The following is a 21,241-nucleotide window of genomic DNA, read 5'->3' on the forward strand; positions in this document are numbered from 1 at the left end:
TTGAGTAGACGCTTTAGAATTCTGCTTTTGGCCGAAAGCAGACCGATTCATCCGTGGCTTTGCAACTGCTGCCCGCTGACCCGACCACGCTTCCTAATGATCGAATCTCTATGAGTTTTTGTCACAGCACCTTATTTTAGTCGCTCAGACGCAACACAAATATGTCTCCGAAGGGCATTCAATTCCGCAGCCTAGCCACCAAAAACAAAAAAACCACCCACACCCCAGCCGCAAAGCCACGATATGGATGGTTCCACCCATCACTCTCAAGACACTACATTCGGTTCACTCAAACTCCACCCACCAACTTCCCCTATCCATCCGTCGCTTTTAAGCACTACCCCGACTCGCCAACCAAAAATACAACGGCGACGTCACCACCAACCCCACCACCCAAGACAAATCCGCCCCGTTAAGGTGTTCGGAAATCGGCCCCACATACAGCGGCGTGTTCATAAACGCAATCTGCACCGCAATCCCCACTGCATATGCCAGCACCATGTCGATGAAGTGGCCGATGAAGTCTTTGCCGGCTAACACCGCTGCAATCGCGCAGGCGGCGAATACGAGGATGGAGATCACCGCGCGGCTCTTGGCGGTTGGAATCCAGCGATACGCGAAGGTCTGCACCAAGGTGATGATCCACAGTGCCGCGCCGTGCAGGTTGAGGGCGTTGTGGCTGATCACGCTGAGCATAAACAGCACCGGCATCAACTGAAGCCGCACCCGCTGCGGCTTCAGTCGTCGGCCAGTCAGCGGCGCGGGGTCTGCAAGGCGTGGTAGCCGTAATCGGCGCGGGCTTTGCGTAAAGGAACGCCCGCCTCGATAGCCGCACGAATATGCGCTTCGGCCTGGTGGATTTCTTCGGCCACCGCCAGCACTTCGCTCAGTGAACCGGCCGGAATCACTACCAGGCCATCACCGTCGCCGCGCAACCAATCATCGGGCTGTACCCGCACGCCGCCCAGCGTAACGGGCGCCTGGATCGCTTCGACACGCACGCGATCCTTGCCGGTGCGCATCCAGTTACCCCGGGCAAAGATCGGGTAGTTAAGCGCCAGCGCACGGTCGACATCGCGGCAGATACCGTCAATCACCGTCCCGGCCAACTGCTTGCGGGCGGCGGTGGAGGTCAGCAAATCGCCCCACACGGTGGTGTCGAGCCGCGCCTGGTTGTCGATCACTACCACCTGGCCGGCCTCAAGGTCGTCGATGTAGTCACCCACCGAGCCGCCGTCCAGGCCAGTAGGGCCGTAGCGCAGGGTCCAGGCTTTGCCTGTGAGGTTGAATGAGCGGTCCAGAGGCATGATGCCGGTGCACTGGCAAACGATTTTCAGGCGGTCCATCGCATCGCTGAGGTCGGTGCAACTCAGGGCGTTGAGACGGGTAAAAATAGAGGTTTGCATGATGTGGCCTTCCTTGTGTCCGGTAGGTTAACGCGCGCTGGCGGCGGCACTGAATGCGTGGATCTTGTCGACGATCTGGCGCGACGCCGTCCTGATTGCCGTGGTGGTATTGCCGGCGATATGTGGCGTCAGTTGCGCGTTGGGAATGCCGGTCAGTGGCGAGTCGAACCGGTCTTTTTCCAGGGCAAAGGTATCGATGGCGACCGCTTTGATATGCCTGGGAAACTGGCGCATGAAGGCTGCCAACTGGTGCTCGTCAACGATCCCGCCGCGAGCGGTATTGATGAGGATTGAACCCTGGCGCATCTGCCGGAACTCGGCAGTGCCGAACAAACCTCGGGTCTGTGGGGTGAGCGGTACGTGGATCGAGACGAGGTCCGCCTCGGCCAGTAACTGTTCAAGGCTTGCTCGTCGTTCAAGCTCAAGGGTGCGCGCCACCGGTTCGGTGAAGCGCTCGGACCCGGTGGCGATCACCTTGATGCCCAGCGCCGCAGCCTTGCGCGCCACCTGCCGGGCAATGCTGCCGGTGCCCACCAGCCCAAGCGTCAGTTCGGCGTATTCGCGGGCAGGTGCCAAGCTGCCTTTTGCCCAATGGCCGTTGTGCGTTTCGGCGTTGTAGTCATCCAGGTCGCGAGACAGAAACAGCGCCTGGGCCACGACGTATTCGGCAACAGCGACCGCGTTGGAACCCGGCGTGTTGAGTATCGCCACACCACACTGCTCGCACGCCAGCCGATCAATATGGTTAACCCCGGTGCCGGCCTGGGCAATGGCGCGCAAGGGTGTGGCCAGCGCGGGCGAGGTGGCGGCGCGGATCAGGCTGGCGCCGAAGGGGATGTTCAGGCGCGTCTTGAACACGCTATAACCCCCGGCCTGATTCACCGCGGCAATAAAGGCAGGCTCGTCATGGCAGTTGATCTCGGCATAGTGAATGCGCGTGGCGTAGTGCTGCCGGATGCGGTCTTTGTCGGCGAAGTAGTGCAGGTTGAGGGTGACGACCAGGCCCAGTTCAAGAAAGCGATCGACTTCCTCAAACAGTAACGGCGGCCCGGGGGCATCCAGTATCAGGGTGGTAAATGCCATACAGTTGATCCTCTTGGAGGGTAGCGCCTGCCGATACCCAGGTTGCCCTGGGTACCGGGGTTAATCACCAGGTGAAATGGTGCGCGCTTGCGGGATCGACCAGGCCCGCGTCGGTACTCACGGCCGCGAGGAACCCGCTGTAGAAATCATTCAGCGATGAAGACTGGATGAACTCGGGATTGCGCTTGGCGTAGATAAGAAACAACCGATAGATTCGCAGGTTCTTTTCCTTGCGGTAGACCTCTGCCTTGAGGCTCGGCCACAGATTGAGCAAGCTGCTTTCCTTGATTTTCCACGGGTCCGCCGGCTCGGTGCCGGTGGTGGCTTTGTGGACAAAGCGCTTACCTTCAATGACTTCCAGGTGCAGGCTGGCCAGCAGTTGCTCGGCCGTGCCGACGGCTTCGGTCTTCAAGGCTTGCGCCAACGCCAGGATGTGGGCCTTTTCCGGGAGGCTGCCGGTCAAGGTCAGCCAGGCGCATTTGAGGTCGGTTCGCGCAATGGCGTAGGCCATGCCTTTGACGTAGGTGTGAAAGCTCTCATCCTCGTTGAAGGCCTTCGCCAAGTGCGTTGCCGGTTCTTGCGCGAACTGCCCGACGCCGATCAGTTCGCTGTGCAACCCACCGGCCAGCAAGGCACGGGTCCAGGGAATCGCACGAATGGCATCGGGGCGCGACTCGAAAACCTTGATGTTGAAGATACGCGAAGGCGGCCGGGTGCCCTTGGCGGTGGCCCTGACCACGTCAAATCGCGCCAGGTCCCGCAGCAGAGAGGGCAGCGCGGGGTGCTCGAAGAACGTCGCCTGGTAACGGCGCACCACGTCCCCCCAACGTTGAATCCTGCCGGCAATGACGTCCTCGGACGGTTGCGGCTGGGGCTCGGCGTGCATACGGTACAACTGGCTGAGAAAGTTGACGGACTGGTTGCGGGTCAGCAGATGAGCGCGCATCTCCGCGCACCCGGCCAGCATGAACCGGGTTTCCGGACCCTCCAGCGCGCCGAACTCCTGCAAGGTCTCTGCGATCACCCCGTTACACCGTGCGTGTTCCCCACCCATGATGACGTGGACGACCACCTCGATTCCGTAGCGGGCCGCGATCGACTTGTGCCGGTTGGCAATCGCCATATTCAGTTTGTGCATGGCCTTGCCGCCTTGCTTGCCCGTGTCGCTGGGGCCAAACGTGATGTATTGGCGGTTGCCGCGTGTTGCCAGATGCTGGCGGTACACCGGGTTTTCGTACACCTCATGCACCGTGGCAAGCGTGCGCTCGGCACCGGCGAGGTCTTCGGGTTGCAGGGCGATGTCGATCCCGTCGCGCACTCGGGCCGCCTTCATCAAGAACAGCACCTCCAGCGCGCTGAGGGCCGAGGTGTACTCGGCGATCCCGTGGATTTTCATCCTGTCGCGATAACGGTCGATCATTTCAAACCGCTCGACCGCGTTGCGCGCATCGTGCATGCGGATATAGCTCGGGTCCTGCTCCATCAGCGCAATGTAATCCTGGCCGGCGTATTGCTGGACTTTCCTGGTATAAATCGGCGTGGTGCGTTGCAGATATCCTTGCCACAGGGCAGCGGGCGTCTGGGCTGCCTCGCCTTCCAGTGCGACCTCAAGCGCAGCCTGACGCGCACGTTCATCCAGCTCGCGATAGTGCAGGCCCTGGCCCAGGCCGATGGATTCCAGCCATTGGCTGGACAGAATTTCATCGACCACGCTGCTGAACATCTCGGCGTTTTCACGAAACTCGATGTCCAGGTAGTGAAAGCCAAACGCATGCACCCGCAGCAGCAGGCGGTCGATGGCAGCCGGCTGGGTAAAACGGATGCTGCCCAGTGCCTCGATCAGCTCGGCGGGCTGCTCGAAATGCGCGGGGTGATCCTTGCCCAGGCGTGCCCGAATCTCTTCCAGGCGGTGCTGTGCGCCGCCGGCCTTGATCAGGCTGTCGATATCAGCGATGTAGCGGTTGCGCAGCGCGGTTTCCAGCGCCACGACCAGGGTTTCGGTGTGCTGGTTGGTGTCATAGGGGCGGCCATCCTTGTCGCCGTATAACCAGGTAAACAAGCTCAGCCATTTTTCCTGCGTCGCCAGGCCCAGGGCGTGATGCACGTCGGGCAACGCGTCATACACACTGTCGGCGTAAAAAATCTGCGACTCGATATCGGTGCCATTACTGCCCGACCACACGGCGTTGTACAACTCCAGCAGCAGCTGCGCAGTGACTTGGGGCTTTTTGAGACCACGGTCCTCGACGTGCTGCGCCAGTTTCTGCAAGACCAGCACGACGGAATGCTTGAGCTGGTCGGTCTCTTTGCACAGCAGCCCCAGGCTGATATTTACCCCGGCCGGTGCAGCAATCAACTGCGAGTCGAGCGTGAGCAACTGACGGGGCAGGCTGGCTTGCGAAGCAATCTGGGTCGCCACGCTTCTGACTGACAATTCGAACAGCAGCTGCTTGATCAGCAACAACTTCCAGAACGCCTCGACGTCTTTGCTGGAGCGGGACTCGAAGAACGCCTTGCCCAAAGCCGCCGCCAATTTCGCATCAGCCTTGTCCAGATACGACAGCGTATCGATTTCGGCGTAGATCCTCAGGCAGGCTCGGGTGTGCGGGGTTTGGGAAGCGTCATCCGTGTTGGCCTTGAGTGCGTGCTCCAGTGCTCGCCATAGAACGTCATGCAGTAACGCGGGGTTGGTATGGCGCAGTGACGGGCGAGTTGATGCATTTTCCAGTATGGAGTTGATCACATGATTCATGGGTTCGAGCCTCGATAATTGTACAAATCCCTTGTTTGCATTGCGCAGAACAGGCACACGCAAAATCATCAATGTCCCAGGCTTAACCCACTGCGTCGTAACGAACGGAACTCACCTGTTCGCCGACAGAAAGCCCCCCTTGTCGGTACCGAAAAACGGCAAAAAAATGAAACAACTTGTTACATCTGTGGGCAATAAAACATGCTCCGAATTTTTCGACAAAAGACCTTTTTGGAATAGAACGCTAGGAAAAAATGATAGGGAGCTAATAAAAATCACAGCGCTGAGTTCTGTTTCAGTGCCGAGCGCTTTTATAAAACCCTGATTCTTCGAAATTAAATCCACGCGCTCAAAAAACGCTCGCCTCGGGAAGAATTTCGCGAAGGCGCAACCTGCGAGCACAACCTAAACAATTCTTCATAAACTCGAAGTTATGAAAAAGCAGAGCAGGCTTATTGCCAGCCCGTTAGAGTCATTTTTCGTATTAAGCGTTTTACCCAAGGAGTGCGCGCCTTGGCACTAAAAATTAGGGTGGTCTGACCTCGTTTTTACCTGACCCACCGCCATCGCGGGCAAGCCCGCTCCCACAAGGTTTCATGCCATGCCTACGATCCGCGTCATGACCCCAACCGACTACGACGCTGTGCTCGAACTGATGCAAAACACCCCCGGTATTTCCCTGCGTGACGCCGACTCCCGCGAGGCCACGCAGCGTTATCTGGCGCGCAACCCGCAGATGAGTTTTGTCGCCGAAGCCGAGCGCCGGTTGATCGGCTGTGTGATGTGCGGCCATGATGGGCGTCGCGGGTATTTGCAACACTTGCTGGTGTTGCCGGACTATCGTCGCCAAGGCATCGCCCAAGTGTTAGTGCAACGCTGCCTCGCTGCGCTGGAGCAGCAGGGCATCCATAAATGCCACCTCGACGTTTTCAAAACCAACACCCACGCGGCCGAGTATTGGCAAGGGCAGGGCTGGACACTTCGAACGGATATCGACCGTTATTCATTCACCCGAAAGGGCAATGAAAACGCATGAAAGGACAACGCAATGCTCGAGATCAAACGGGCCACGCCCGACGACGCCAACGCCGCGTTTAACATCCGCCGCGAAGCCATTCGTAGCCAATGCATCGGCGCCTACACCGCTGAACAAATGGCGCTGTGGACGCGTGGCTCCGCTGAGGACGGCTACAGCGTGCTGATGGACAAGCCGTTTTACCTGGGCTGGGTACAGGGTGAACCGGTCGCCACCGGCATGCTCGACCTCGACAACAACGAAGTGGGCGCGCTGTTTGTGCTGCCGGCGTTCACCGGTCGCGGGTACGGCAAGAACATGCTGGACCATCTGGAAAAGGTCGCGCGGGAATCAGCGATTGAACAGGTGGTGCTGGACGCCACGTTGAACGCAGCGAGCTTTTACAGAGCGTGCGGGTATGTGGGCGATGAGCAGGCGGTGTATCACTCGCCGTCGGGATTAACGTTGGCGTGCATCCCGATGGTAAAGCGGCTGTCTGCGATGTAACGAACACCGCCGAACCCCTGTGGGAGCTGTCGAGCCCCGGCGAGGCTGCGATGGCGGCGGCACTGTCAAAATAGTTGCCGCCTGATACACCGCTCTCGCAGCCTCGCTAAAGCTCGACAGCTCCCACACTTGATCTTCACTCGACGCTGAAGGCCGCACGCAGCCGCTCAATCACCTGCTCGACCGAAGCCCCCTGAATCATTGGCGGCGTCAGGCTCTCGCCAAACTCGCGCCACACAAACAACGTCAACTCCGCCCCATCGGTAAGCGCCTGTTCCGGTGCGCCAAAACCTTGCAGCATCCGATACCGCTCATCCCGCCAAAACGCCTGTTCCACCCAGTCATACACCGGGATGAAATGAAAATGCAGTGGAAAGCCCGGCATATGCCCATAGCGGCTGATATACAGCCATTTCGGCTGCAGCTGTGCCTCCATCACCCGTTGGGTGTGAGCCAGTAAGCCACCCAGCTCCGCGAGTGCGGCCTCGGGCATATCGGCGAGGGTGTCGATGGGGGCTTTGGCGCCGAGCATCAGGTAACCCGGCAGCTTCGAGGCCAGGTGATGGTTGAGTAACCAGTGCTCGGTTTGATGAAGGATGAAAGCCGGGTCGATCTGCATAAACACGCGTCCATGAGAGCAGGGCGGGCAGGATAACAAGCACGGGCGCCTGTATCCCGCAAAAGCGCGCGATCTGTGTCTACCCCTGCGTCTGCCGAGTGGATAGTGTCGAGCCCCGTTCACTGATTTGCGAGCACACGATGGAACTGACTGCCGTCCCGTTTGGCATCACCGACTGGTCCAGCCTCGACGCCGTGATCCATCCCGGCGTTACCGGCAATGCCCTGTGGCGCACTTGCCAGTTTGGCACCACCCGTGTGCGCATGGTCGAGTACACCCCCGGCTACCTGGCCGACCACTGGTGTTGGCGCGGCCACGTCCTGCTGTGCCTCGAGGGCGAGTTACACACGGAGCTGGAGGATGGCCGCCAGTTCACGCTGACGGCCGGGATGAGTTACCAGGTGGGCAATGACATGGAAGGGCATCGCTCATCCACAGGCGTGGGGGCGAAGCTGTTTATTGTGGATTGAGCCTCACCCTTGCGAAACATCCTACCCAACTCCCGCGCCAAGCCAATGCTGAACTCAATCAACGGTGGAGCTGGCTTGCCTGCGATGGCATCGACGGTGTGTCACTGATGGGCCGGGTTGCCGCATCGCAGGCAAGCCAGCGCCCACAAAAAAGCGAATCTGCGGCGTACGCAAATTCGCTGTTGATCTAACCACTCAGGGCCAGGCGCGGTGCCGGGCTTTTGCTTACTGTTGCGGCTTAATGCATCTTGCTATGGTCCATGCCACCCATGTCGTTCAAGGCACGGGCCGGCGCTTTCACGTCGATCGACTGTTTCTCGCCCTTGGCGTTTTCCACGGTCAGGGTCAGCGGCACCTGGTCGCCTTCCTTGATCTGGCCGGTCAGGCCCATCAGCATCACGTGGTAGCCCTCCGGGTCGAGCTTGATCGCTTTGCCGGCGGGCAGGGCGACCGCGTTCACCGGGCCCATGCGCATCACGTCGTCTTTCATGCTCATTTCATGGATCTGCACGTCCTTGGCCACCGGCGACGCCACGCTGAGCAATTTGCTGTCGCTGTCGGCGGTGAGGGTCATGAACGCGCCGCTGGACGGTTGGCCCGCCACGGTCGCGCGGACCCACGCGTCGGTCACTTGTACCTGGGCGCTGGCGTGTGCCGCGAGGCCCAGCAGGGTCAGGCCGAAGGTGATGCGCTTGAGGTGTTGAACGGCAGTCATTAGCAGACCTCCATGACGGTGAGCAGGTCTTCTGCGCACTCTTTAGCGGTAAGGGATGCCGACAGGCCCAGGCGCAGGTTGCCACGGGTGTCGAAGACGAAACTGGTCGAGGTGTGGGACAGGGTGTAGGTGTCACCGGCGGGGATCTTTTCATAAAAGATCCCGAATTCCTTGGCGGCCACGGCGATTTCTTCCGGAGTGCCGTACAGCGCTTCGAAGCTGGGGTCGAAGGCCTTGACGTAGCGGTCGAGCAGTTCCGGTGTGTCGCGCTCGGGGTCGAGGGTGATAAACACCACTTGCATGATCTCGCCGTCGCGGCCCATCAGCTTCTTGGCCTGGGCGGCGCGGGCCAGGGTGGTCGGGCACACGGCCGGGCACTGGGTGAAACCGAAGAACACCACCGGCATGAGGCCACGGAACGAGCTCAGGGTGACGGTTTCGCCGTCAGTATTCTTGAGCTTGAAGGTGCGGCCCATGATCTTGTCACTGAGGTCCTTGCCGTACTTGAAGTTCAGCTTGGGGCTGTAGTCACAGCCGCCCAGTAAACTGCCGAGGCCCAGCAGGCCCATACCGGTCAGCACTTTGCGGCGGGTGAATAACGTACTCATCAACTGTGCATCCTGTGAAACGCCTGCATTGCTCTGGATCTACACATCAGGCTTTGACAGCCAGGCATTGAAACGTAGAAACGAGGAGGGCGCCCAGTCTACCAACCCTGGCCAGCCCGCGTAATCTGCGACGTTCTGCCACAGGGGCGCGTGGCGCTTCATCCTTTTGCGGCTTCGATGGTAAAGTCGCCGCCATGAAATTGAGCCACCCTGACCGTTCGCTGATCGCCTGGGCCCTGTACTTTTGCGTGCTGATGAACGTGTTCGCCTGCGGTTTGGGGCATGGGCAAATGTTGGGCCAGCAGCTCAATGGCATCGGGGGGGCGTTCTGTTCGGTGGGCGGTAGCCAGGCGCCAGTTTCCGACAAAGGGTCAGGTATCCCGGCCTCCAGCAACATCTCGAACTACTTTGCCTGCCCGGTGTGCGCTGCCGTGACGGTGGCCATCGTGTTCCTCATCGGCCTGGCCTGGTTGCTGAGCCTTAAGCAAACCCCGCGCCCTACCCACGAGCGCCGCAACAAAGCCCCTCCGCGCTACTCATGGCCCTCGGCCAACCCTCGCGCTTCCCCCGCATTCTGACGTGTGCCTTGGGTCTCCTGTGATCAGGAGACGTTCTATCGTCACGACTGTGAGTGCGTTTCATGAACCCTCTATTGCCTGCCGGCGCCAGCCGCCTGGTCAGCAAGGCGTCCCGTCGCTTGCGCGCGGAGCCGTTGCGGCCCGAATACCCCAGCAATTCCCGCTGCTTCGTGCATTTGGATGCACGCTTGTTGCCGCATTGGCATGCCTTGTTCGATATTTGCCCGGCACTGCTCAAGCTTGATCCGCCGGAGGGCTTGAACCTGTTTCGCAGCTTCATGACCTGGGCCTATCGCAACCAGACGCCGCAGGATTGGACCTATCACCTGAATGTCTGCCGCTGGCTGCTCACGTCGCCGTATCGAGTACAGATCGACGACGAACCCATTGAGGCGTTTATGGCGGCAGCGGCAGCCCGCTGGATCAATACCGATGAAAGCCAGGCTCAGGGCGTGGTTCTTGGCTGGCGCGATTCGACGGTGTTCGATTGGAAGGGCGCTGCGGTGGTCGGTGTCGAACAGCAGGTACTGCCAGCCCCGACCGGCGACTTTGCCTGGTGCCCGCTGACCCGGCAGGCGGGCTTCAGCGGCTGGTTGCCGGTGCCGTAGGGTTAAGGCGAACCCATTCGCAACGCTGGCCACGGCGATGCCTTGAGCGCAGGCCGGTGGCGGCCTCAATCGCGAAGCGTTTCGTCACGGCTTGAAGGCGATGCGGGCGGCTAGCTGCCGCTGCGCGTTGCCTTCTTCTTGGTCTTCTTGCTGGTGGGCTGCTTGTTTGACGAGCCACTGGTGGAGGCCTTTTCTTTCGGCGGTGTGTCAGCTTTTTTGGTGGAGTCCGAAGGGCTGCTGGGATAGGTGCCCGGAGGCAATGCGGAGCCGGCGACGCGGTTGCCGTTAAGCGAGTTTGCCGGAGCGACATTATCGCCAAAAGCGGCAAAGGCTGGGCTTGCCAGCAGGGCCGTAAAACCGACGATAAGCAAAATCCTTTGGGAAGTACTGGTCTTCATGACGCTTTCCCCTTGATTAGGCCGAAGCCCGGAAAAAACCGGGCCCCGGTGGTGTTTCAATCAAGACTTCTTGCCGCCGCCGGCGCTGTGCGCGCCGCCTTTTTTACCGGCTTCAGAAGCCTTTTCACGGTCATTGGCAAAATTGCCGCCGGAGCCTTGACCACCGCTTTTGTGCGGGGTGTCCGGCTTGCCTTTGCCGCCTGCGCCTGTCGTGGTTTTTCCGTTAGTAGCCATTTCCAAATTCCTCATCAATGAGTGAATCAATTCAATGGTGTCGCTTAATTGGGAATGCGCCATCCAAATCAAAGTTTGAAAAAGTTCGCGAGCATGCGACGAGCGGTTATTACCCGCCGCTGACTTTCCAATGCTTGATGTCTTCGGAAAACACCACCTGCTTGACCTCATGGGCGATCCCGTAAGCCAGTGATTCATGGGCGGCAATGACTTTTTCCTCGGCCGACAGGCACTTGAAAATATCCAGCTGGGTATCGGCCTGGGTGGTCTCCAGCTCATAGATTTTCACATAGCGCGCCAAATCGTTATCCAGGCTCGACAGGTACTCGCGCAGGCGCTGGTGGTCCACCGAGCTTTGGCTGAAATACCAGTTCATCGGGTGGATCAAAAAACGCGAGTGCGGTGTGGTGATGCGACGGTTCGCCGCCAGGAACATGATGATGCCCATGGATTCGATATTGCCCGCGTTAATCGCGCACAACGGCACCGGCAGCGCCTTGAGGAAGGTGTAGAGGGTAAAGCCGAAGTTGGTGCTGCCACCGGTGGTCGAGAGGTTCAGCAGCAGGGAACTGGCGCCTTCGTCAATCGCATCCAGGCAACAGTCGCGAAAGCGTTCGCTGGTACCCTGGTCGATCTGGCAGTGAAAGTGAATAACGTGCTCGGTCATCCTGAACCTCCGTAGTCCAACGCAAAAGAGGTAACTGGGGTTGAGTCTAGAAGGTTGCTCAAGATGCGCCGCGATGATTGGGCGTGAGTGCTGGCTGAAAATCAGATGGAACCCTGAAGCGATCTGCTTGACCTAACGCATAGACCTCAGGAGGTGAATCATGCAATTAGAATATATCTGGATCATTTTGGCAGTGGTTCTGCTGATTCTGGAATTGTGGGCGATCAACGTCGTTTTGCGCAGCACCGGTGGCTGGGAGACCAAAGGGTTGTGGTTGATCATTCTGATCTTCGTACCGCTGTTCGGGCTGATCGCCTGGGCCATGTTCGGGCCAAAACGCGAGATGCCTGAAGTTCGAAAAAACTGACGCTGAACCCGACTGAAAACAGGCGCCCAAGGGGCGCCTGTTTGCATTCCAGGCCCTGCGTTAACCTGCAACGGCCTTGGCAATCGCCTCGTTGAACGCCGGCAAGTCATCCGGTGTACGCGAGGTAATCAAGGTCCAGCCATTGGCGGTGCACTCTTTGACTTCGGCGTCGACCCAGCCGGCAGCGCCGGCATTTTCGAGGTCGATGCGTACGCTCTTGTAGGAGGTCAAGGTCTTGCCCTTGATCACCCCCGCGTCGATCAGCGCCCAGGGTCCATGACAGATTGCTGCGATGGTTTTGCCGGCGTTGACGAAGTCGTTGATCAGTTTCAACGCTGCCGCATCCTGGCGCAGGGTGTCGGCATTGACGGTGCCGCCAGGGATGACCAGGGCGTCAAAGTCGCTGCTGGCGACATCCGCGAGCTGCACGTCGGATTCCACGGTTTGATCCTTCTCGGTATCGCCGACGAAGGTCTGGGTCGTGCCGCCTTTGCTGGAGGCGTGAGTGACAGTCGCACCGTAACCGCGCAGGGCTTGCAGCGGCTTGAGCAGTTCATCGCGCTCGATACCGGTGTTGGAGGTGATGATGAGGATGTTCTTGCCGTTGAGTTGCGAACTCATGGTCGAGTGTCTCCTAAGTCAGGGAAGGATCAGTGGGCGTGATTGGCTTGCAGCTCCTTGGCCATTTTCAGGTGGGCTTCAAGGGTCGGCAGCGTTTTGGTGGCGAAGGCTTTCAACTCGGCGTTGTCCGAAGAGGCGGCTTCTTTCTTGAACAACTCGACGGTTTTTTCGTGGGCCGCCACCTGGTTGTTGGCGTAGGCCTTGTCGAACGATTCGTCGCGCAGTTCCAGGATGGCCTTCTTGGCTTTGTCGGTCAGCGCGGCGTCATCGGGGACTTCGATGTCCAGCTTCTTCGCCAGTGCCGCCAGTTCCTGGTTGGCTTTGGTGTGGTCGGTGACCATGTGTTGGGCGAAAGTCTTCACGTCGCTCGCGCTGCTTTTTTCCAGCGCCAGCTTGCCGGCTTCCACCTCGGTGATACCGCCTTGGGCAGCGTCGTCGACAAAGCTGTTGGACGTAGCGGCCATGGCCGTGGTCATGGAGCCCGCAACCAGCACAAAGGTCAGGCCCATTTGTTTCATCAGCAGAGTAGTCATGGTGAATCTCCTTGAAATCGACAATGGCGTGATGCCGTACCTGATGGTTGAGCGAGTGCTGGAGCAAAAGGTTTAAATTAATTCGCAGTTATTTCGCCGGTGGCACTGGCGGGCAATTTCCTTGAACTAACCCACTTCGCAGGGCTCTGCTGCATAAGTGCCTGCCGATTTAGGTGGGCGTTCAACTGCCTGGAGATACGCCGTGACCGATCACAAAACCGTCGATAAAACCCCGTCGCCCATCAGCTCGGAAGACGCGCAGAAAGGCACCGAAAAACCTGCCAAAGGGCAGACGCTGGAACGTGCGAACCCGCATACCGAAACCGTGGACAAGGTGCTGACGCCTACGTCGATCAAGGACACCGAGCGCCAGACCGACGCCATCAACGAGCAGGCCGCCAAGGCTGAGCGCAAGTTGGGCCACTGAGCATGGCTCGGTCCATTACGGCGTCTGAACTGGGCATCGAGCTCAAGCCCGGGGATGACGCCAGCCTGTTCAGATGGTTTATCGCCAGCTTCCTGATGGGCAAGCGTATCCAGGCGCCCATTGCGGCGCAGGCTTACAAGGTGATCGTGGAAGAGCAGGGCCGTGATACTGCGCGTAAGTTGCAGCACTGCACATCGCGTGAACTGGTCAGCATGCTCGGGCGCGCCCATTACGTGCGTTACGACGAAACCACGGCGCAGCGCTTGCTCGACCTCAGCGCCAAATTGAACGCCGAGTACGCCGGCAAAATCACCCATATTCGCAGCGCCAGCCAGGACCGTCAGGCTTTTGAAAAGCGCCTGGGCGAATTCGATGGCGTCGGGCCCAAGACGATCGAGATTTTCATGCGCGACGCGGCCACGGTGCTGTTTTGACGGCACGGCTGTATGTGGGGTGTGCCGGCTGGAGTTTGCCATGCGAACGCTGGCCGGACTTTGCCGGCCAGGGCACGCATTTGCAGCGTTATGCAGCGCGTTTCAATGCGGTGGAAATCAACAGTTCGTTTTACCGCCCGCACCAGCCCAAGACTTACCAGCGCTGGGCGGAATCGGTGCCGCCGGCGTTTCGGTTTTCGGTCAAGGTGCCCAAGCGCATCACCCATGAACTGCGTTTACAGCACTGCGAGGCGGCGCTGGATGAGTTCCTTGGGCAGTGCCTGCATCTGGGGGAAAAGCTCGGCTGCCTGCTGGTTCAACTACCGCCTTCGCTGAGCTATGACCCCGTTGTGGCCGCGGGATTTTTCAGTGCAGTGCGCCAGCGCTTTGCCGGTGCCGTGGTGCTGGAACCGCGCCATGCCACGTGGCTTGAGGCTCAAGCGTTGTTGGTGGAGATGCAGATGGGGCGCGTGGTCGCCGACCCAGCGGTGATCGACGCCGGCGTGGGTTGGCAGGGCGTACAGTATTGGCGCCTGCACGGTTCGCCGCGTATCTACCACAGCGCCTATGGCCCGCAACGGGTGCAGGCGTTCGCGCGACAGTTGAACCACGCTGTCGAATCCGGCGTTCCCACCTGGTGCATCTTCGATAACACCGCCAGCGGCCACGCAGTGACCGATGCGTTGTTGTTACTCGACCTCCACGCGCAGCACTTCCAGGCCTAACTGCTCATACGCCTCGACACTCGGCACATGCCACTCCGTGATAAGCGTATGGATTCGGTTGCACGGCGCGACCACAAAGGGTTCCACCGCGCCGAGCTTATCGGCCAGGGTCACGGCCACGACATGGGATGCGCTGTCGAGCAAGGCTTGTTTGACCGCCACTTCATCGAAATGCAGCGAGGTGATACCGACCTGTGGATGCAACGCGCACACGCCCGTAAACAGCAGGTCGGCCTTGATGCTCTGGATCAGGCGCACGGCATCCTGGCCGCTGGTGGACAAGGTGGCAGGGTTGAGCTGGCCACCGGCGAGGATCACTTTTACCTCGGGATGATCCGCCAGGGCGATGGCGATCATCGGCGACGGCGTGATCACGGTCAGGCGGATCGAGCGCGGTAACGACTGGGCAATCTGCAGTGTGGTGGAGCCGGAATCGAACAGCACGATCTGGCCATCCTCCACCAGGTCAGCCGCCAGTTGCGCGAGGTGGCGCTTGACCTCGTTGGTCTCGCCGACGCGGGTGAAGAAGTCCTTGCCGGTGTCTTTGGGCCGGGGCAGGGCGCCGCCGTGCACGCGTTGCAACAAGCCGGCAGCGGCGAGTTCGCCGAGGTCGCGGCGAATGGTGTCCTGGGACACGGCAAAGTGTTCAACCAGCTCAGACGCGGTGACTTTACCGTCGCGCTCCAGCAGCAACAGGATCTTTTGTTTGCGCAAAGAAGGCAGGTCGACAGCTTGGTGGGTGTTGTGCATGTTTGTGCTTCTTTTTGCGGGTTTATGCGAGATTAATCATCTGCTGAAGTAAACGCAATGGCTGGTTGCGCAGCCGATCGGCGGTTACTCTCTGCGCTCAGTTCAGGGAGAGGTGACCCAGATGTCGTTGATCACAACCATCGAAGACTTACGCAAACTGGCGCAGAAACGTGTCCCCCGGATGTTTTACGATTACGCCGATTCCGGCTCCTGGACTGAAAGTACCTACCGGGCCAATGAAAGCGATTTTGCCCGCATCAAATTCCGCCAGCGGGTGGCGCGCAATATCGATGAGCGTTCGATCCGCGCCACCATGATCGGCCAGGACATGGCCATGCCTGTCGCCCTCGCACCCACTGGTCTGGCGGGTATGCAGCATGCCGATGGCGAGATCCTGACCGCCCGCGCCGCCGCCGCTTTTGGCCTGCGCTATACCTTGTCGACCATGAGCATCTGCTCGTTGGAAGACATTGCCGAACACGTAGGCCAGCCGTTCTGGTTCCAGCTGTATGTGATGCGTGATCGCGGGTTTATCGAGCAGTTGATCGAGCGCGCCAAGGCCGCCGGGGTGGACGCGCTGGTGCTGACTCTCGACTTGCAGATTCTCGGGCAACGCCATAAGGACTTGATCAACGGTCTGTCGGCGCCGCCCAAACTGACCCTGCCGAATATCCTCAACATGATGACCAAACCGCGTTGGGTGATGGGCATGCTCGGCACCCAACGTCGCGGCTTCGGCAATATCGTCGGGCATGTAAAAGGCGTGGCGGACATGAGTTCGCTGTCGTCGTGGACCGCCCAGCAATTCGACCCGCGCCTGAGTTGGGATGATGTGGAGTGGATCAAGAAATGCTGGGGCGGCAAGCTGATCATCAAGGGCATCCTTGATGTGGAAGACGCGCGCCTGGCGGCCAATTCCGGTGCGGATGCGTTGGTGGTGAGCAACCACGGTGGCCGTCAGCTGGATGGGGCGCCGTCGAGCATCAGCCAGTTACCGGCGATTGTCGAGGCGGTGGGCGATCAGATTGAAGTGTGGCTCGACGGCGGCATTCGCTCCGGCCAGGACGTACTGAAAGCCATGGCATTGGGCGCGAAAGGCACCCTGATCGGCCGCCCGCATTTGTATGGTTTGGGGGCGATGGGCGAGGCGGGCGTGACCAAGGCCCTTGACATCATCGCCCGTGAGCTGGATGTGTCGATGGCACTGTGCGGCTATAACGATATACGCAATGTGAATCGCGAGATTTTGCTGCCGGGTACCTTTCCCACAGGCGTTTATTGAGCAAAAAAATCGTAAAAAAGTAAAAAGAGTTGTCCACGGAAACCGTGGGTATCTCTGTGGATAACTTTGCGAAGGCCCGGCAGGGTTGGCGATTTAACCCTCGGTTAATATTTGATCAATTTTCGGCGCGGGCCAGTATGGGCAGGGTTTACGCTTGACAGCCAAGCGCGAACCCAGTGCCGAAAAGCATTTTTATGAGTCGTCACTACGGCCTGTGGAGTGCGTGACCACCTGCGCCGGCCCCTTTGATCGCATCAGGTTGTCCAGCGCCTGGCCATAACTGTGGCCAGCCAGGCTCATGCTGTTGTTATGGGTGGCGCCAGGCACCAGCAATAACCGCTTGGGTTCCTGGGCGGCTTCAAACAATTGTTGGCTGAAACGCGGTGGCACGTACTGGTCGGCGAGGCCATGCACGACCAGCAGGGGCATGTGCACGTCGGCAATCTTGTCGATGGAATCGAACTTCTGCGACAGCAACCAGCGCACCGGTAGCGAGGTATTGGCCACGGCTGCGGCCGCGTCCCCGAGTGAAGTGAAGGTGGACTCGATCACGAGCCCGCGCACGGGAACCGGCGTCTGTTTACTCAACTGCGCGGCCAGGTCGATGGCGACCGCACCGCCCAGTGAGTGCCCGTAGATCAGGCGTTTGCCGGGGTCGGGCTGCAACACCTGAAAGCGCTCCCAGGCAATGCGCGCGTCTTCATACACCGTGGTTTCCGAAGGCAGGTCACCGTGGCTTTGGCCAAAACCCCGGTAGTCGATGGCCAGAACCGAGAAGCCCAGCGCGTGCAATTGCTCAATGCGAAACAGTTGCCCGGTGAGGTTCCAGCGCACGCCGTGCAGGTAGAGGATCGCCGGCGCATCCTGCTTGTCCGCCGGGTACCACCAGCCGTGGAGGTTCTGCCCTGGTTTGAAACTGGCGGGCTTGATATCGAATTCCTGTACGGCCTTGGGCAGGCCGGTGTACCAACCCGCGGTGCCCGGCTCGATGCGAAACACCAGCTCGCGTTCCTTGTGTTGCAGCACGGCGCAGCCTACCGGCAGGCCGATGATCAGAATGGCCATGCACAGCAGGGGAAACCAGCGCAGGCCCAGGCGAGACAGAAAACGAGATGGCATGAAGGTTCCAGGACAAAGGCGAAGCACGCGTTTTACCAGATGGTGCAAGACCGCAGGAATTAATTCGACAGTCGACCCAGGGGTTTGCTTGCAAAGTGTTACCGCATTGAACAGGCGCCGGTTCAGGCTGCTGCCATCCCCTGAACCCGATTGCGTCCCTGCGCCTTGGCCAGGTACAGCGCCTGGTCAGCCTGGGAGAGCAAGTGCGAGAGGTCGTGGCCTGCCGCATCGGTGGTGACGATGCCGATGCTGACGCTCAAATAGCCAGGCGCCAGCAGGTCGAGTTCGGCAAATGCCTGGCGAATCCGCTCGGCGACGTGAAAGGCACCGGTTTCATCGCTGTCGGCGAGCAAGCAGGCGAACTCTTCACCGCCAATGCGTGCGAACACGTCGGCGTTGCGCAGCGCGGCTTCAGTCACCCGGCTGAACGCGATCAGCACTTTATCGCCCATTGGGTGGCCAAAGCTGTCGTTCAGGCGCTTGAAGTGGTCCAGGTCGCACAGCAGCAGGGCCGCGCACTGGTTGCGACGGGCGCTGTCCGCCAAGAGTTTTTCCCCCTTGAGCATAAAGGCGCGGCGGTTGCCGACACCGGTCAGCGCGTCACTGAAGGCGGCGGCCTTGAAGCGCAGCTCGGCGCGCTCCTTGACCATCGCCAGGGTGACGTAGGCGATGCCGATGGCGTACAGCATGGACTCAAACAGCATGAGCGAGAAAAACGGTACGCCTTCGCCGCCCGATAGCTGGGCACTCTTGATGGGCAGGCCGGTGTCGGTAAATGCGCGGATAGCATAGAAACCGGTGTGCGACAGGGTCAGTACCAGCGCGGGTACATAGGCCACTTCCAGGCTATCGCGTTTGCGCCACAGCTCCAGGACCGACAGCACTCCATACCCTGCCGCCAGCAGCGAATACAGGGTGACCCGCGCCGATAACGAGGCATAGAACTGCGGCACCAGGCACACCAGCAGCCACAGCCCGGCACCGGCAAAGATGCCCGGCACACTGGGTGGTTTCTGCACGAAGGTACGCATGGCGGTCCAGTTCATCGCGGCACTGAGCAACAGCACCACGTTGCCGATGATCAGCGCGACGAAGTCCATGCCCATGCCGCGCACCACGATCAGCCCCGTGCCCAGGGAGGCGAGCAGCAGCATGATGCCGAGGTAGCCCAGGGTCGGCTCGCGGCCACGGCTCCAGGCATGCGCCGTGAGCAGGCCCATCAGGCAGAATACGAACACGGCCACTATCAGTAGCGTCGGGATGTGCAGCATCATTTCCTTGAACCCGCAGAGAGATCCTTCTTGGGGCGCGATTGTAGCGGCAACTCATCCGCTTGACGCTGGTATTGCCGCCGCGACATGCTCCTGTTCCTTTGAGCCAAGACCTGACCATGGAAAACAGCCCCGTTCGCATCACCGCCGAAGAGACCCTCTCGGACAACTGGTACCTTCTGAAAAAATACAGTTTTGACTTGCGCCGCCGAGATGGCACCTGGCAAGCCCAGACCCGTGAAGTGTATGACCGAGGCAACGGGGCGACCATCCTGTTGTACAACCGTGAGCGGCGCACGGTGCTGCTGATCCGGCAGTTTCGCATGCCCACGTTCGTCAATGATTACCCGGGTTACTTGATCGAAGCTGCGGCCGGTTTGCTGGACAACGCCAGCCCCGAAGAGCGCATTCGCCTGGAAGCCGAGGAAGAGACCGGCTACCGCGTGGGCCATGTGGAAAAAATCTATTCGGCGTTCATGAGTCCGGGGTCGGTGACCGAGCGGATTCACTTCTTTATCGGCGAGTACCAGCCGGCGGACCAGGTCGGCACGGGTGGCGGCCTGGAGGAGGAGGGCGAAGACATCGAGGTGCTGGAACGGGGTTTTGAACAGGCGCTGGCGATGGTGCAGAGCGGTGAGATTGTGGATGGCAAAACCATCATGCTGTTGCAGCACCTTGAATTGCGCATGTTGAAAGAAGGGTGGTGACGCTTGATGCGCTGGTGTGCATTGCTGTGTGTGCTGGCGGCGGGCACTAGCCAGGCGGCCGATGCCTTCTATTTTTGGGCTGACCCTGTGCCGAAAACGCCGGGGACATTGTTGCGCAGCGAAGCACTGACGCCGCAGCAAAGCCTGGCCTCGGCCGCGCAGAACCTGCGGATTTTGTATGCCTCCACTGATGGCCTCGACGACACCACACCCATCGCGGTGTCCGGTGCGCTGTTCCTGCCCAAGGGCACACCGCCAGTGGGTGGCTGGCCGCTGATGGCCTGGGCCCATGGCACGGTCGGCAGCGCTGACCGTTGTGCACCGTCGCTTAACGAGCGCAGCCCAAGGGATACGCGCTACCTCAATTATTGGCTCGACCAGGGCTACGCGATTGTGGCCACCGATTATCAGGGCTTGGGCACGCCGGGCCTGCACCCTTACGGGCTCACTCGGCCGCTGGCCTATGGCGTGCTGGACAGTATTCGTGCTGTGGGTGCGGCGGATTTCAAACTGTCCAGGCGCGTGGTGGTGTTCGGGCAGTCCCAGGGCGGCCGGGCGGCATTTGCCACGGCGGTGTTGGCCAAAGGCTATGCGCCAGAGCTGGATATTGTGGGGGTGGTGGCGACGGGGACGCCGTATGCCACCGCACACGCACACGCACACGCACACGCCCAAGGCCAAAGCCCGGAGCTTGAAAACGCCCGCCGTTCGGTGGTGCCCACGTTTGCCTATAACCTGTTGCGGCTGAGCACGGCCAGTTTGCTGGACCCCGCCTTTGTGCCGGCCGATTACTTGGCAGAGCAGGCGCTGCCAGCGTTCAAAGCCAGTCAGGATGAGTGCCTGCATGCCATCGAGCAGCGGGTGGTGGCGGACGGGCTGACCTTTAACACCAGCTTCAAGCAGTCGCCCAAGGCGGCGCTGGAGCGGGTTAATCGGGCGTCGGCTTACCCCTCGTTGAAAACGGAAATTCCGATTTTTCTCGGCACGGGGGGCAAGGACCTTGATGTGTTTGTGCCGGGGCAGAAGGCGTTGGTGCGGGATGCGTGCAAGGTTGGGGACCGGGTTGAATGGCATTTTTATCCGGAGCTGGATCACTCCGCGACTGTTAATGGGTCTTTGGGCGATTCGACCGGGTTTGTTCGGCGGGCGTTTGCGGGGGCGGTGATTGGCGGGAATTGTGGGCGCTGATGTGTGTGTCGGCGCCCTGCACCGATGCGATGCGGGCGCCTCGGTCTATCAGTGACACTCAGCCGATGCCATCGCAGCGGTTCGGCGGTCCGACAAGCCAGCGCCCACATTTGACCGAATCCGTTCCATGATCAGGTCGGCTGCCAGGCCGCCTCGC

The 21,241-nt window shown here is 60.0% G+C and carries 25 protein-coding genes and 2 pseudogenes; 12 read left to right on the top strand and 15 right to left on the bottom strand.

Translation table 11 applies throughout. The features are described from left to right. Positions 1-330: 330 nt before the first annotated feature. The 4 genes and pseudogenes from A7J50_RS11620 to A7J50_RS11635 all read right to left on the bottom strand — a co-directional run. Positions 331-714, bottom strand: a pseudogene (locus tag A7J50_RS11620) (cytosine permease); the annotation flags it as partial. A gap of 38 nt (positions 715-752) precedes the next feature. Beyond that, positions 753-1,406, bottom strand: a complete 654-nt coding sequence (locus A7J50_RS11625; RefSeq protein ID WP_064451914.1) for an RraA family protein — start codon at positions 1,404-1,406, stop codon at positions 753-755. Between the two features lie 27 nt (positions 1,407-1,433). Beyond that, positions 1,434-2,489 (bottom strand): NAD(P)-dependent oxidoreductase, encoded by a 1,056-nt coding sequence (locus A7J50_RS11630; protein ID WP_064451915.1) that lies wholly within the window; start codon positions 2,487-2,489, stop codon positions 1,434-1,436. Positions 2,490-2,553: 64 nt separating this feature from the next. Then, positions 2,554-5,241, bottom strand: a complete 2,688-nt coding sequence (locus A7J50_RS11635; RefSeq protein WP_064451916.1) for a phosphoenolpyruvate carboxylase — start codon at positions 5,239-5,241, stop codon at positions 2,554-2,556. A gap of 601 nt (positions 5,242-5,842) precedes the next feature. Here A7J50_RS11635 and A7J50_RS11640 point away from each other — a divergent pair. Continuing rightward, entirely contained in the window at positions 5,843-6,277 is a 435-nt protein-coding gene (locus tag A7J50_RS11640; RefSeq protein ID WP_064451917.1) for a GNAT family N-acetyltransferase, read from the top strand. Between the two features lie 12 nt (positions 6,278-6,289). Continuing rightward, positions 6,290-6,763, top strand: a complete 474-nt coding sequence (locus A7J50_RS11645) for a GNAT family N-acetyltransferase (protein ID WP_064451918.1) — start codon at positions 6,290-6,292, stop codon at positions 6,761-6,763. Positions 6,764-6,899: 136 nt separating this feature from the next. On the opposite strand, the gene A7J50_RS11650 is transcribed toward A7J50_RS11645, so the two are convergent. Beyond that, positions 6,900-7,382 (bottom strand): HIT family protein, encoded by a 483-nt coding sequence (locus tag A7J50_RS11650; RefSeq protein WP_064451919.1) that lies wholly within the window; start codon positions 7,380-7,382, stop codon positions 6,900-6,902. A gap of 140 nt (positions 7,383-7,522) precedes the next feature. On the opposite strand from A7J50_RS11650, the gene A7J50_RS11655 reads away from it, so the two are divergent. Then, positions 7,523-7,852 carry a DHCW motif cupin fold protein gene (locus tag A7J50_RS11655; RefSeq protein WP_064451920.1) on the top strand — a complete coding sequence of 110 codons (330 nt, stop codon included), beginning with the start codon at positions 7,523-7,525 and terminating at the stop codon, positions 7,850-7,852. Positions 7,853-8,090: 238 nt separating this feature from the next. Here the strand turns inward: A7J50_RS11655 and A7J50_RS11665 are convergent, their stop codons facing one another. Then, the gene (locus tag A7J50_RS11665; protein WP_064451922.1) at positions 8,091-8,567 is read right to left on the bottom strand and encodes a copper chaperone PCu(A)C; all 477 of its coding nucleotides are present in this window, start codon (positions 8,565-8,567) and stop codon (positions 8,091-8,093) included. Continuing rightward, entirely contained in the window at positions 8,567-9,175 is a 609-nt protein-coding gene (locus tag A7J50_RS11670; RefSeq protein ID WP_053255622.1) for an SCO family protein, read from the bottom strand. The genes A7J50_RS11665 and A7J50_RS11670 overlap by 1 nt, the downstream gene beginning before the upstream one ends. A gap of 194 nt (positions 9,176-9,369) precedes the next feature. On the opposite strand from A7J50_RS11670, the gene A7J50_RS11675 reads away from it, so the two are divergent. Together A7J50_RS11675 and A7J50_RS11680 are read left to right on the top strand one after the other, a co-directional pair. Continuing rightward, positions 9,370-9,753, top strand: coding sequence for a DUF2946 domain-containing protein (locus tag A7J50_RS11675; RefSeq protein WP_064451923.1), 384 nt, complete (start codon positions 9,370-9,372; stop codon positions 9,751-9,753). Positions 9,754-9,815: 62 nt separating this feature from the next. After that, a complete protein-coding gene (locus tag A7J50_RS11680; RefSeq protein ID WP_064451924.1) occupies positions 9,816-10,361 on the top strand; it encodes a putative natural product biosynthesis protein in 546 nt (181 codons plus the stop codon). A 110-nt stretch (positions 10,362-10,471) separates the two neighbouring features. On the opposite strand, the gene A7J50_RS11685 is transcribed toward A7J50_RS11680, so the two are convergent. From A7J50_RS11685 to A7J50_RS11695, 3 genes and pseudogenes are all read right to left on the bottom strand, one after another. Next, positions 10,472-10,759, bottom strand: a complete 288-nt coding sequence (locus A7J50_RS11685; protein ID WP_064451925.1) for a hypothetical protein — start codon at positions 10,757-10,759, stop codon at positions 10,472-10,474. A gap of 60 nt (positions 10,760-10,819) precedes the next feature. Then, a pseudogene (locus tag A7J50_RS31910) lies at positions 10,820-10,927 on the bottom strand (general stress protein); the annotation flags it as partial. 175 nt (positions 10,928-11,102) lie between these two features. Beyond that, positions 11,103-11,660, bottom strand: a complete 558-nt coding sequence (locus A7J50_RS11695) for an ATP-dependent Clp protease proteolytic subunit (RefSeq protein WP_064451927.1) — start codon at positions 11,658-11,660, stop codon at positions 11,103-11,105. A gap of 160 nt (positions 11,661-11,820) precedes the next feature. On the opposite strand from A7J50_RS11695, the gene A7J50_RS11700 reads away from it, so the two are divergent. Next, positions 11,821-12,027 carry a hypothetical protein gene (locus A7J50_RS11700; protein WP_064451928.1) on the top strand — a complete coding sequence of 69 codons (207 nt, stop codon included), beginning with the start codon at positions 11,821-11,823 and terminating at the stop codon, positions 12,025-12,027. Positions 12,028-12,087: 60 nt separating this feature from the next. Here A7J50_RS11700 and A7J50_RS11705 read toward each other — a convergent pair whose 3' ends face one another. Next, the gene (locus A7J50_RS11705; protein WP_064451929.1) at positions 12,088-12,648 is read right to left on the bottom strand and encodes a type 1 glutamine amidotransferase domain-containing protein; all 561 of its coding nucleotides are present in this window, start codon (positions 12,646-12,648) and stop codon (positions 12,088-12,090) included. A 29-nt stretch (positions 12,649-12,677) separates the two neighbouring features. Continuing rightward, entirely contained in the window at positions 12,678-13,181 is a 504-nt protein-coding gene (locus A7J50_RS11710; RefSeq protein ID WP_064451930.1) for a DUF4142 domain-containing protein, read from the bottom strand. A 202-nt stretch (positions 13,182-13,383) separates the two neighbouring features. On the opposite strand from A7J50_RS11710, the gene A7J50_RS11715 reads away from it, so the two are divergent. Genes A7J50_RS11715 through A7J50_RS11725 form a run of 3 tightly spaced genes read left to right on the top strand, consistent with a single transcriptional unit; the run spans position 13,384 to position 14,767 of the window. Continuing rightward, complete coding sequence (locus tag A7J50_RS11715; protein ID WP_064451931.1) at positions 13,384-13,608, top strand: hypothetical protein; 225 nt, start codon at positions 13,384-13,386, stop codon at positions 13,606-13,608. 2 nt (positions 13,609-13,610) lie between these two features. After that, complete coding sequence (locus tag A7J50_RS11720) at positions 13,611-14,042, top strand: hypothetical protein (RefSeq protein WP_064451932.1); 432 nt, start codon at positions 13,611-13,613, stop codon at positions 14,040-14,042. Then, on the top strand, positions 14,039-14,767 hold the full coding sequence (locus A7J50_RS11725; RefSeq protein ID WP_156526272.1) for a DUF72 domain-containing protein: 729 nt from the start codon (positions 14,039-14,041) through the stop codon (positions 14,765-14,767). The genes A7J50_RS11720 and A7J50_RS11725 overlap by 4 nt, the downstream gene beginning before the upstream one ends. Here A7J50_RS11725 and A7J50_RS11730 read toward each other — a convergent pair. Further along, the gene (locus tag A7J50_RS11730) at positions 14,732-15,517 is read right to left on the bottom strand and encodes a DeoR/GlpR family DNA-binding transcription regulator (RefSeq protein WP_064451934.1); all 786 of its coding nucleotides are present in this window, start codon (positions 15,515-15,517) and stop codon (positions 14,732-14,734) included. The two genes, A7J50_RS11725 and A7J50_RS11730, sit on opposite strands and share 36 nt — an antisense overlap. A 121-nt stretch (positions 15,518-15,638) precedes the next feature. Between A7J50_RS11730 and A7J50_RS11735 the strand changes: the two genes are divergently transcribed. After that, a complete protein-coding gene (locus A7J50_RS11735) occupies positions 15,639-16,799 on the top strand; it encodes an alpha-hydroxy acid oxidase (RefSeq protein WP_064451935.1) in 1,161 nt (386 codons plus the stop codon). A 192-nt stretch (positions 16,800-16,991) separates the two neighbouring features. Here the strand turns inward: A7J50_RS11735 and A7J50_RS11740 are convergent, their stop codons facing one another. After that, positions 16,992-17,918, bottom strand: coding sequence for an alpha/beta hydrolase (locus A7J50_RS11740; RefSeq protein ID WP_064451936.1), 927 nt, complete (start codon positions 17,916-17,918; stop codon positions 16,992-16,994). A 122-nt stretch (positions 17,919-18,040) separates the two neighbouring features. After that, positions 18,041-19,192 (bottom strand): sensor domain-containing diguanylate cyclase, encoded by a 1,152-nt coding sequence (locus A7J50_RS11745; protein WP_064451937.1) that lies wholly within the window; start codon positions 19,190-19,192, stop codon positions 18,041-18,043. A gap of 116 nt (positions 19,193-19,308) precedes the next feature. On the opposite strand from A7J50_RS11745, the gene A7J50_RS11750 reads away from it, so the two are divergent. Both A7J50_RS11750 and A7J50_RS11755 read left to right on the top strand, forming a co-directional pair. Next, positions 19,309-19,896: an NUDIX domain-containing protein gene (locus A7J50_RS11750; protein WP_064451938.1), complete on the top strand. Its 588-nt coding sequence runs from the start codon at positions 19,309-19,311 to the stop codon at positions 19,894-19,896. Between the two features lie 6 nt (positions 19,897-19,902). Then, positions 19,903-21,084: a lipase family protein gene (locus tag A7J50_RS11755; RefSeq protein WP_082895866.1), complete on the top strand. Its 1,182-nt coding sequence runs from the start codon at positions 19,903-19,905 to the stop codon at positions 21,082-21,084. The last annotated feature ends 157 nt before the right edge of the window (positions 21,085-21,241 follow it).

It is taken from the genome of Pseudomonas antarctica, assembly GCF_001647715.1.
Taxonomy (GTDB): domain Bacteria; phylum Pseudomonadota; class Gammaproteobacteria; order Pseudomonadales; family Pseudomonadaceae; genus Aquipseudomonas; species Aquipseudomonas antarctica_A.

Bases quoted from the DNA above. Each gene is read 5' to 3' on its own strand.
- A7J50_RS11670 (WP_053255622.1), bottom strand. From the start codon at position 9,175: ATGAGTACGTTATTCACCCGCCGCAAAGTGCTGACCGGTATGGGCCTG.
- A7J50_RS11650 (WP_064451919.1), bottom strand. From the start codon at position 7,382: ATGCAGATCGACCCGGCTTTCATCCTTCATCAAACCGAGCACTGGTTA.
- A7J50_RS11635 (WP_064451916.1), bottom strand. From the start codon at position 5,241: ATGAATCATGTGATCAACTCCATACTGGAAAATGCATCAACTCGCCCG.
- A7J50_RS11685 (WP_064451925.1), bottom strand. From the start codon at position 10,759: ATGAAGACCAGTACTTCCCAAAGGATTTTGCTTATCGTCGGTTTTACG.
- A7J50_RS11680 (WP_064451924.1), top strand. From the start codon at position 9,816: ATGAACCCTCTATTGCCTGCCGGCGCCAGCCGCCTGGTCAGCAAGGCG.
- A7J50_RS11740 (WP_064451936.1), bottom strand. From the start codon at position 17,918: ATGCCATCTCGTTTTCTGTCTCGCCTGGGCCTGCGCTGGTTTCCCCTG.
- A7J50_RS11630 (WP_064451915.1), bottom strand. From the start codon at position 2,489: ATGGCATTTACCACCCTGATACTGGATGCCCCCGGGCCGCCGTTACTG.
- A7J50_RS11705 (WP_064451929.1), bottom strand. From the start codon at position 12,648: ATGAGTTCGCAACTCAACGGCAAGAACATCCTCATCATCACCTCCAAC.
- A7J50_RS11745 (WP_064451937.1), bottom strand. From the start codon at position 19,192: ATGATGCTGCACATCCCGACGCTACTGATAGTGGCCGTGTTCGTATTC.
- A7J50_RS11695 (WP_064451927.1), bottom strand. From the start codon at position 11,660: ATGACCGAGCACGTTATTCACTTTCACTGCCAGATCGACCAGGGTACC.
- A7J50_RS11735 (WP_064451935.1), top strand. From the start codon at position 15,639: ATGTCGTTGATCACAACCATCGAAGACTTACGCAAACTGGCGCAGAAA.
- A7J50_RS11730 (WP_064451934.1), bottom strand. From the start codon at position 15,517: ATGCACAACACCCACCAAGCTGTCGACCTGCCTTCTTTGCGCAAACAA.
- A7J50_RS11720 (WP_064451932.1), top strand. From the start codon at position 13,611: ATGGCTCGGTCCATTACGGCGTCTGAACTGGGCATCGAGCTCAAGCCC.
- A7J50_RS11655 (WP_064451920.1), top strand. From the start codon at position 7,523: ATGGAACTGACTGCCGTCCCGTTTGGCATCACCGACTGGTCCAGCCTC.
- A7J50_RS11640 (WP_064451917.1), top strand. From the start codon at position 5,843: ATGCCTACGATCCGCGTCATGACCCCAACCGACTACGACGCTGTGCTC.
- A7J50_RS11710 (WP_064451930.1), bottom strand. From the start codon at position 13,181: ATGACTACTCTGCTGATGAAACAAATGGGCCTGACCTTTGTGCTGGTT.
- A7J50_RS11645 (WP_064451918.1), top strand. From the start codon at position 6,290: ATGCTCGAGATCAAACGGGCCACGCCCGACGACGCCAACGCCGCGTTT.
- A7J50_RS11755 (WP_082895866.1), top strand. From the start codon at position 19,903: ATGCGCTGGTGTGCATTGCTGTGTGTGCTGGCGGCGGGCACTAGCCAG.
- A7J50_RS11675 (WP_064451923.1), top strand. From the start codon at position 9,370: ATGAAATTGAGCCACCCTGACCGTTCGCTGATCGCCTGGGCCCTGTAC.
- A7J50_RS11750 (WP_064451938.1), top strand. From the start codon at position 19,309: ATGGAAAACAGCCCCGTTCGCATCACCGCCGAAGAGACCCTCTCGGAC.
- A7J50_RS11625 (WP_064451914.1), bottom strand. From the start codon at position 1,406: ATGCAAACCTCTATTTTTACCCGTCTCAACGCCCTGAGTTGCACCGAC.
- A7J50_RS11665 (WP_064451922.1), bottom strand. From the start codon at position 8,567: ATGACTGCCGTTCAACACCTCAAGCGCATCACCTTCGGCCTGACCCTG.
- A7J50_RS11700 (WP_064451928.1), top strand. From the start codon at position 11,821: ATGCAATTAGAATATATCTGGATCATTTTGGCAGTGGTTCTGCTGATT.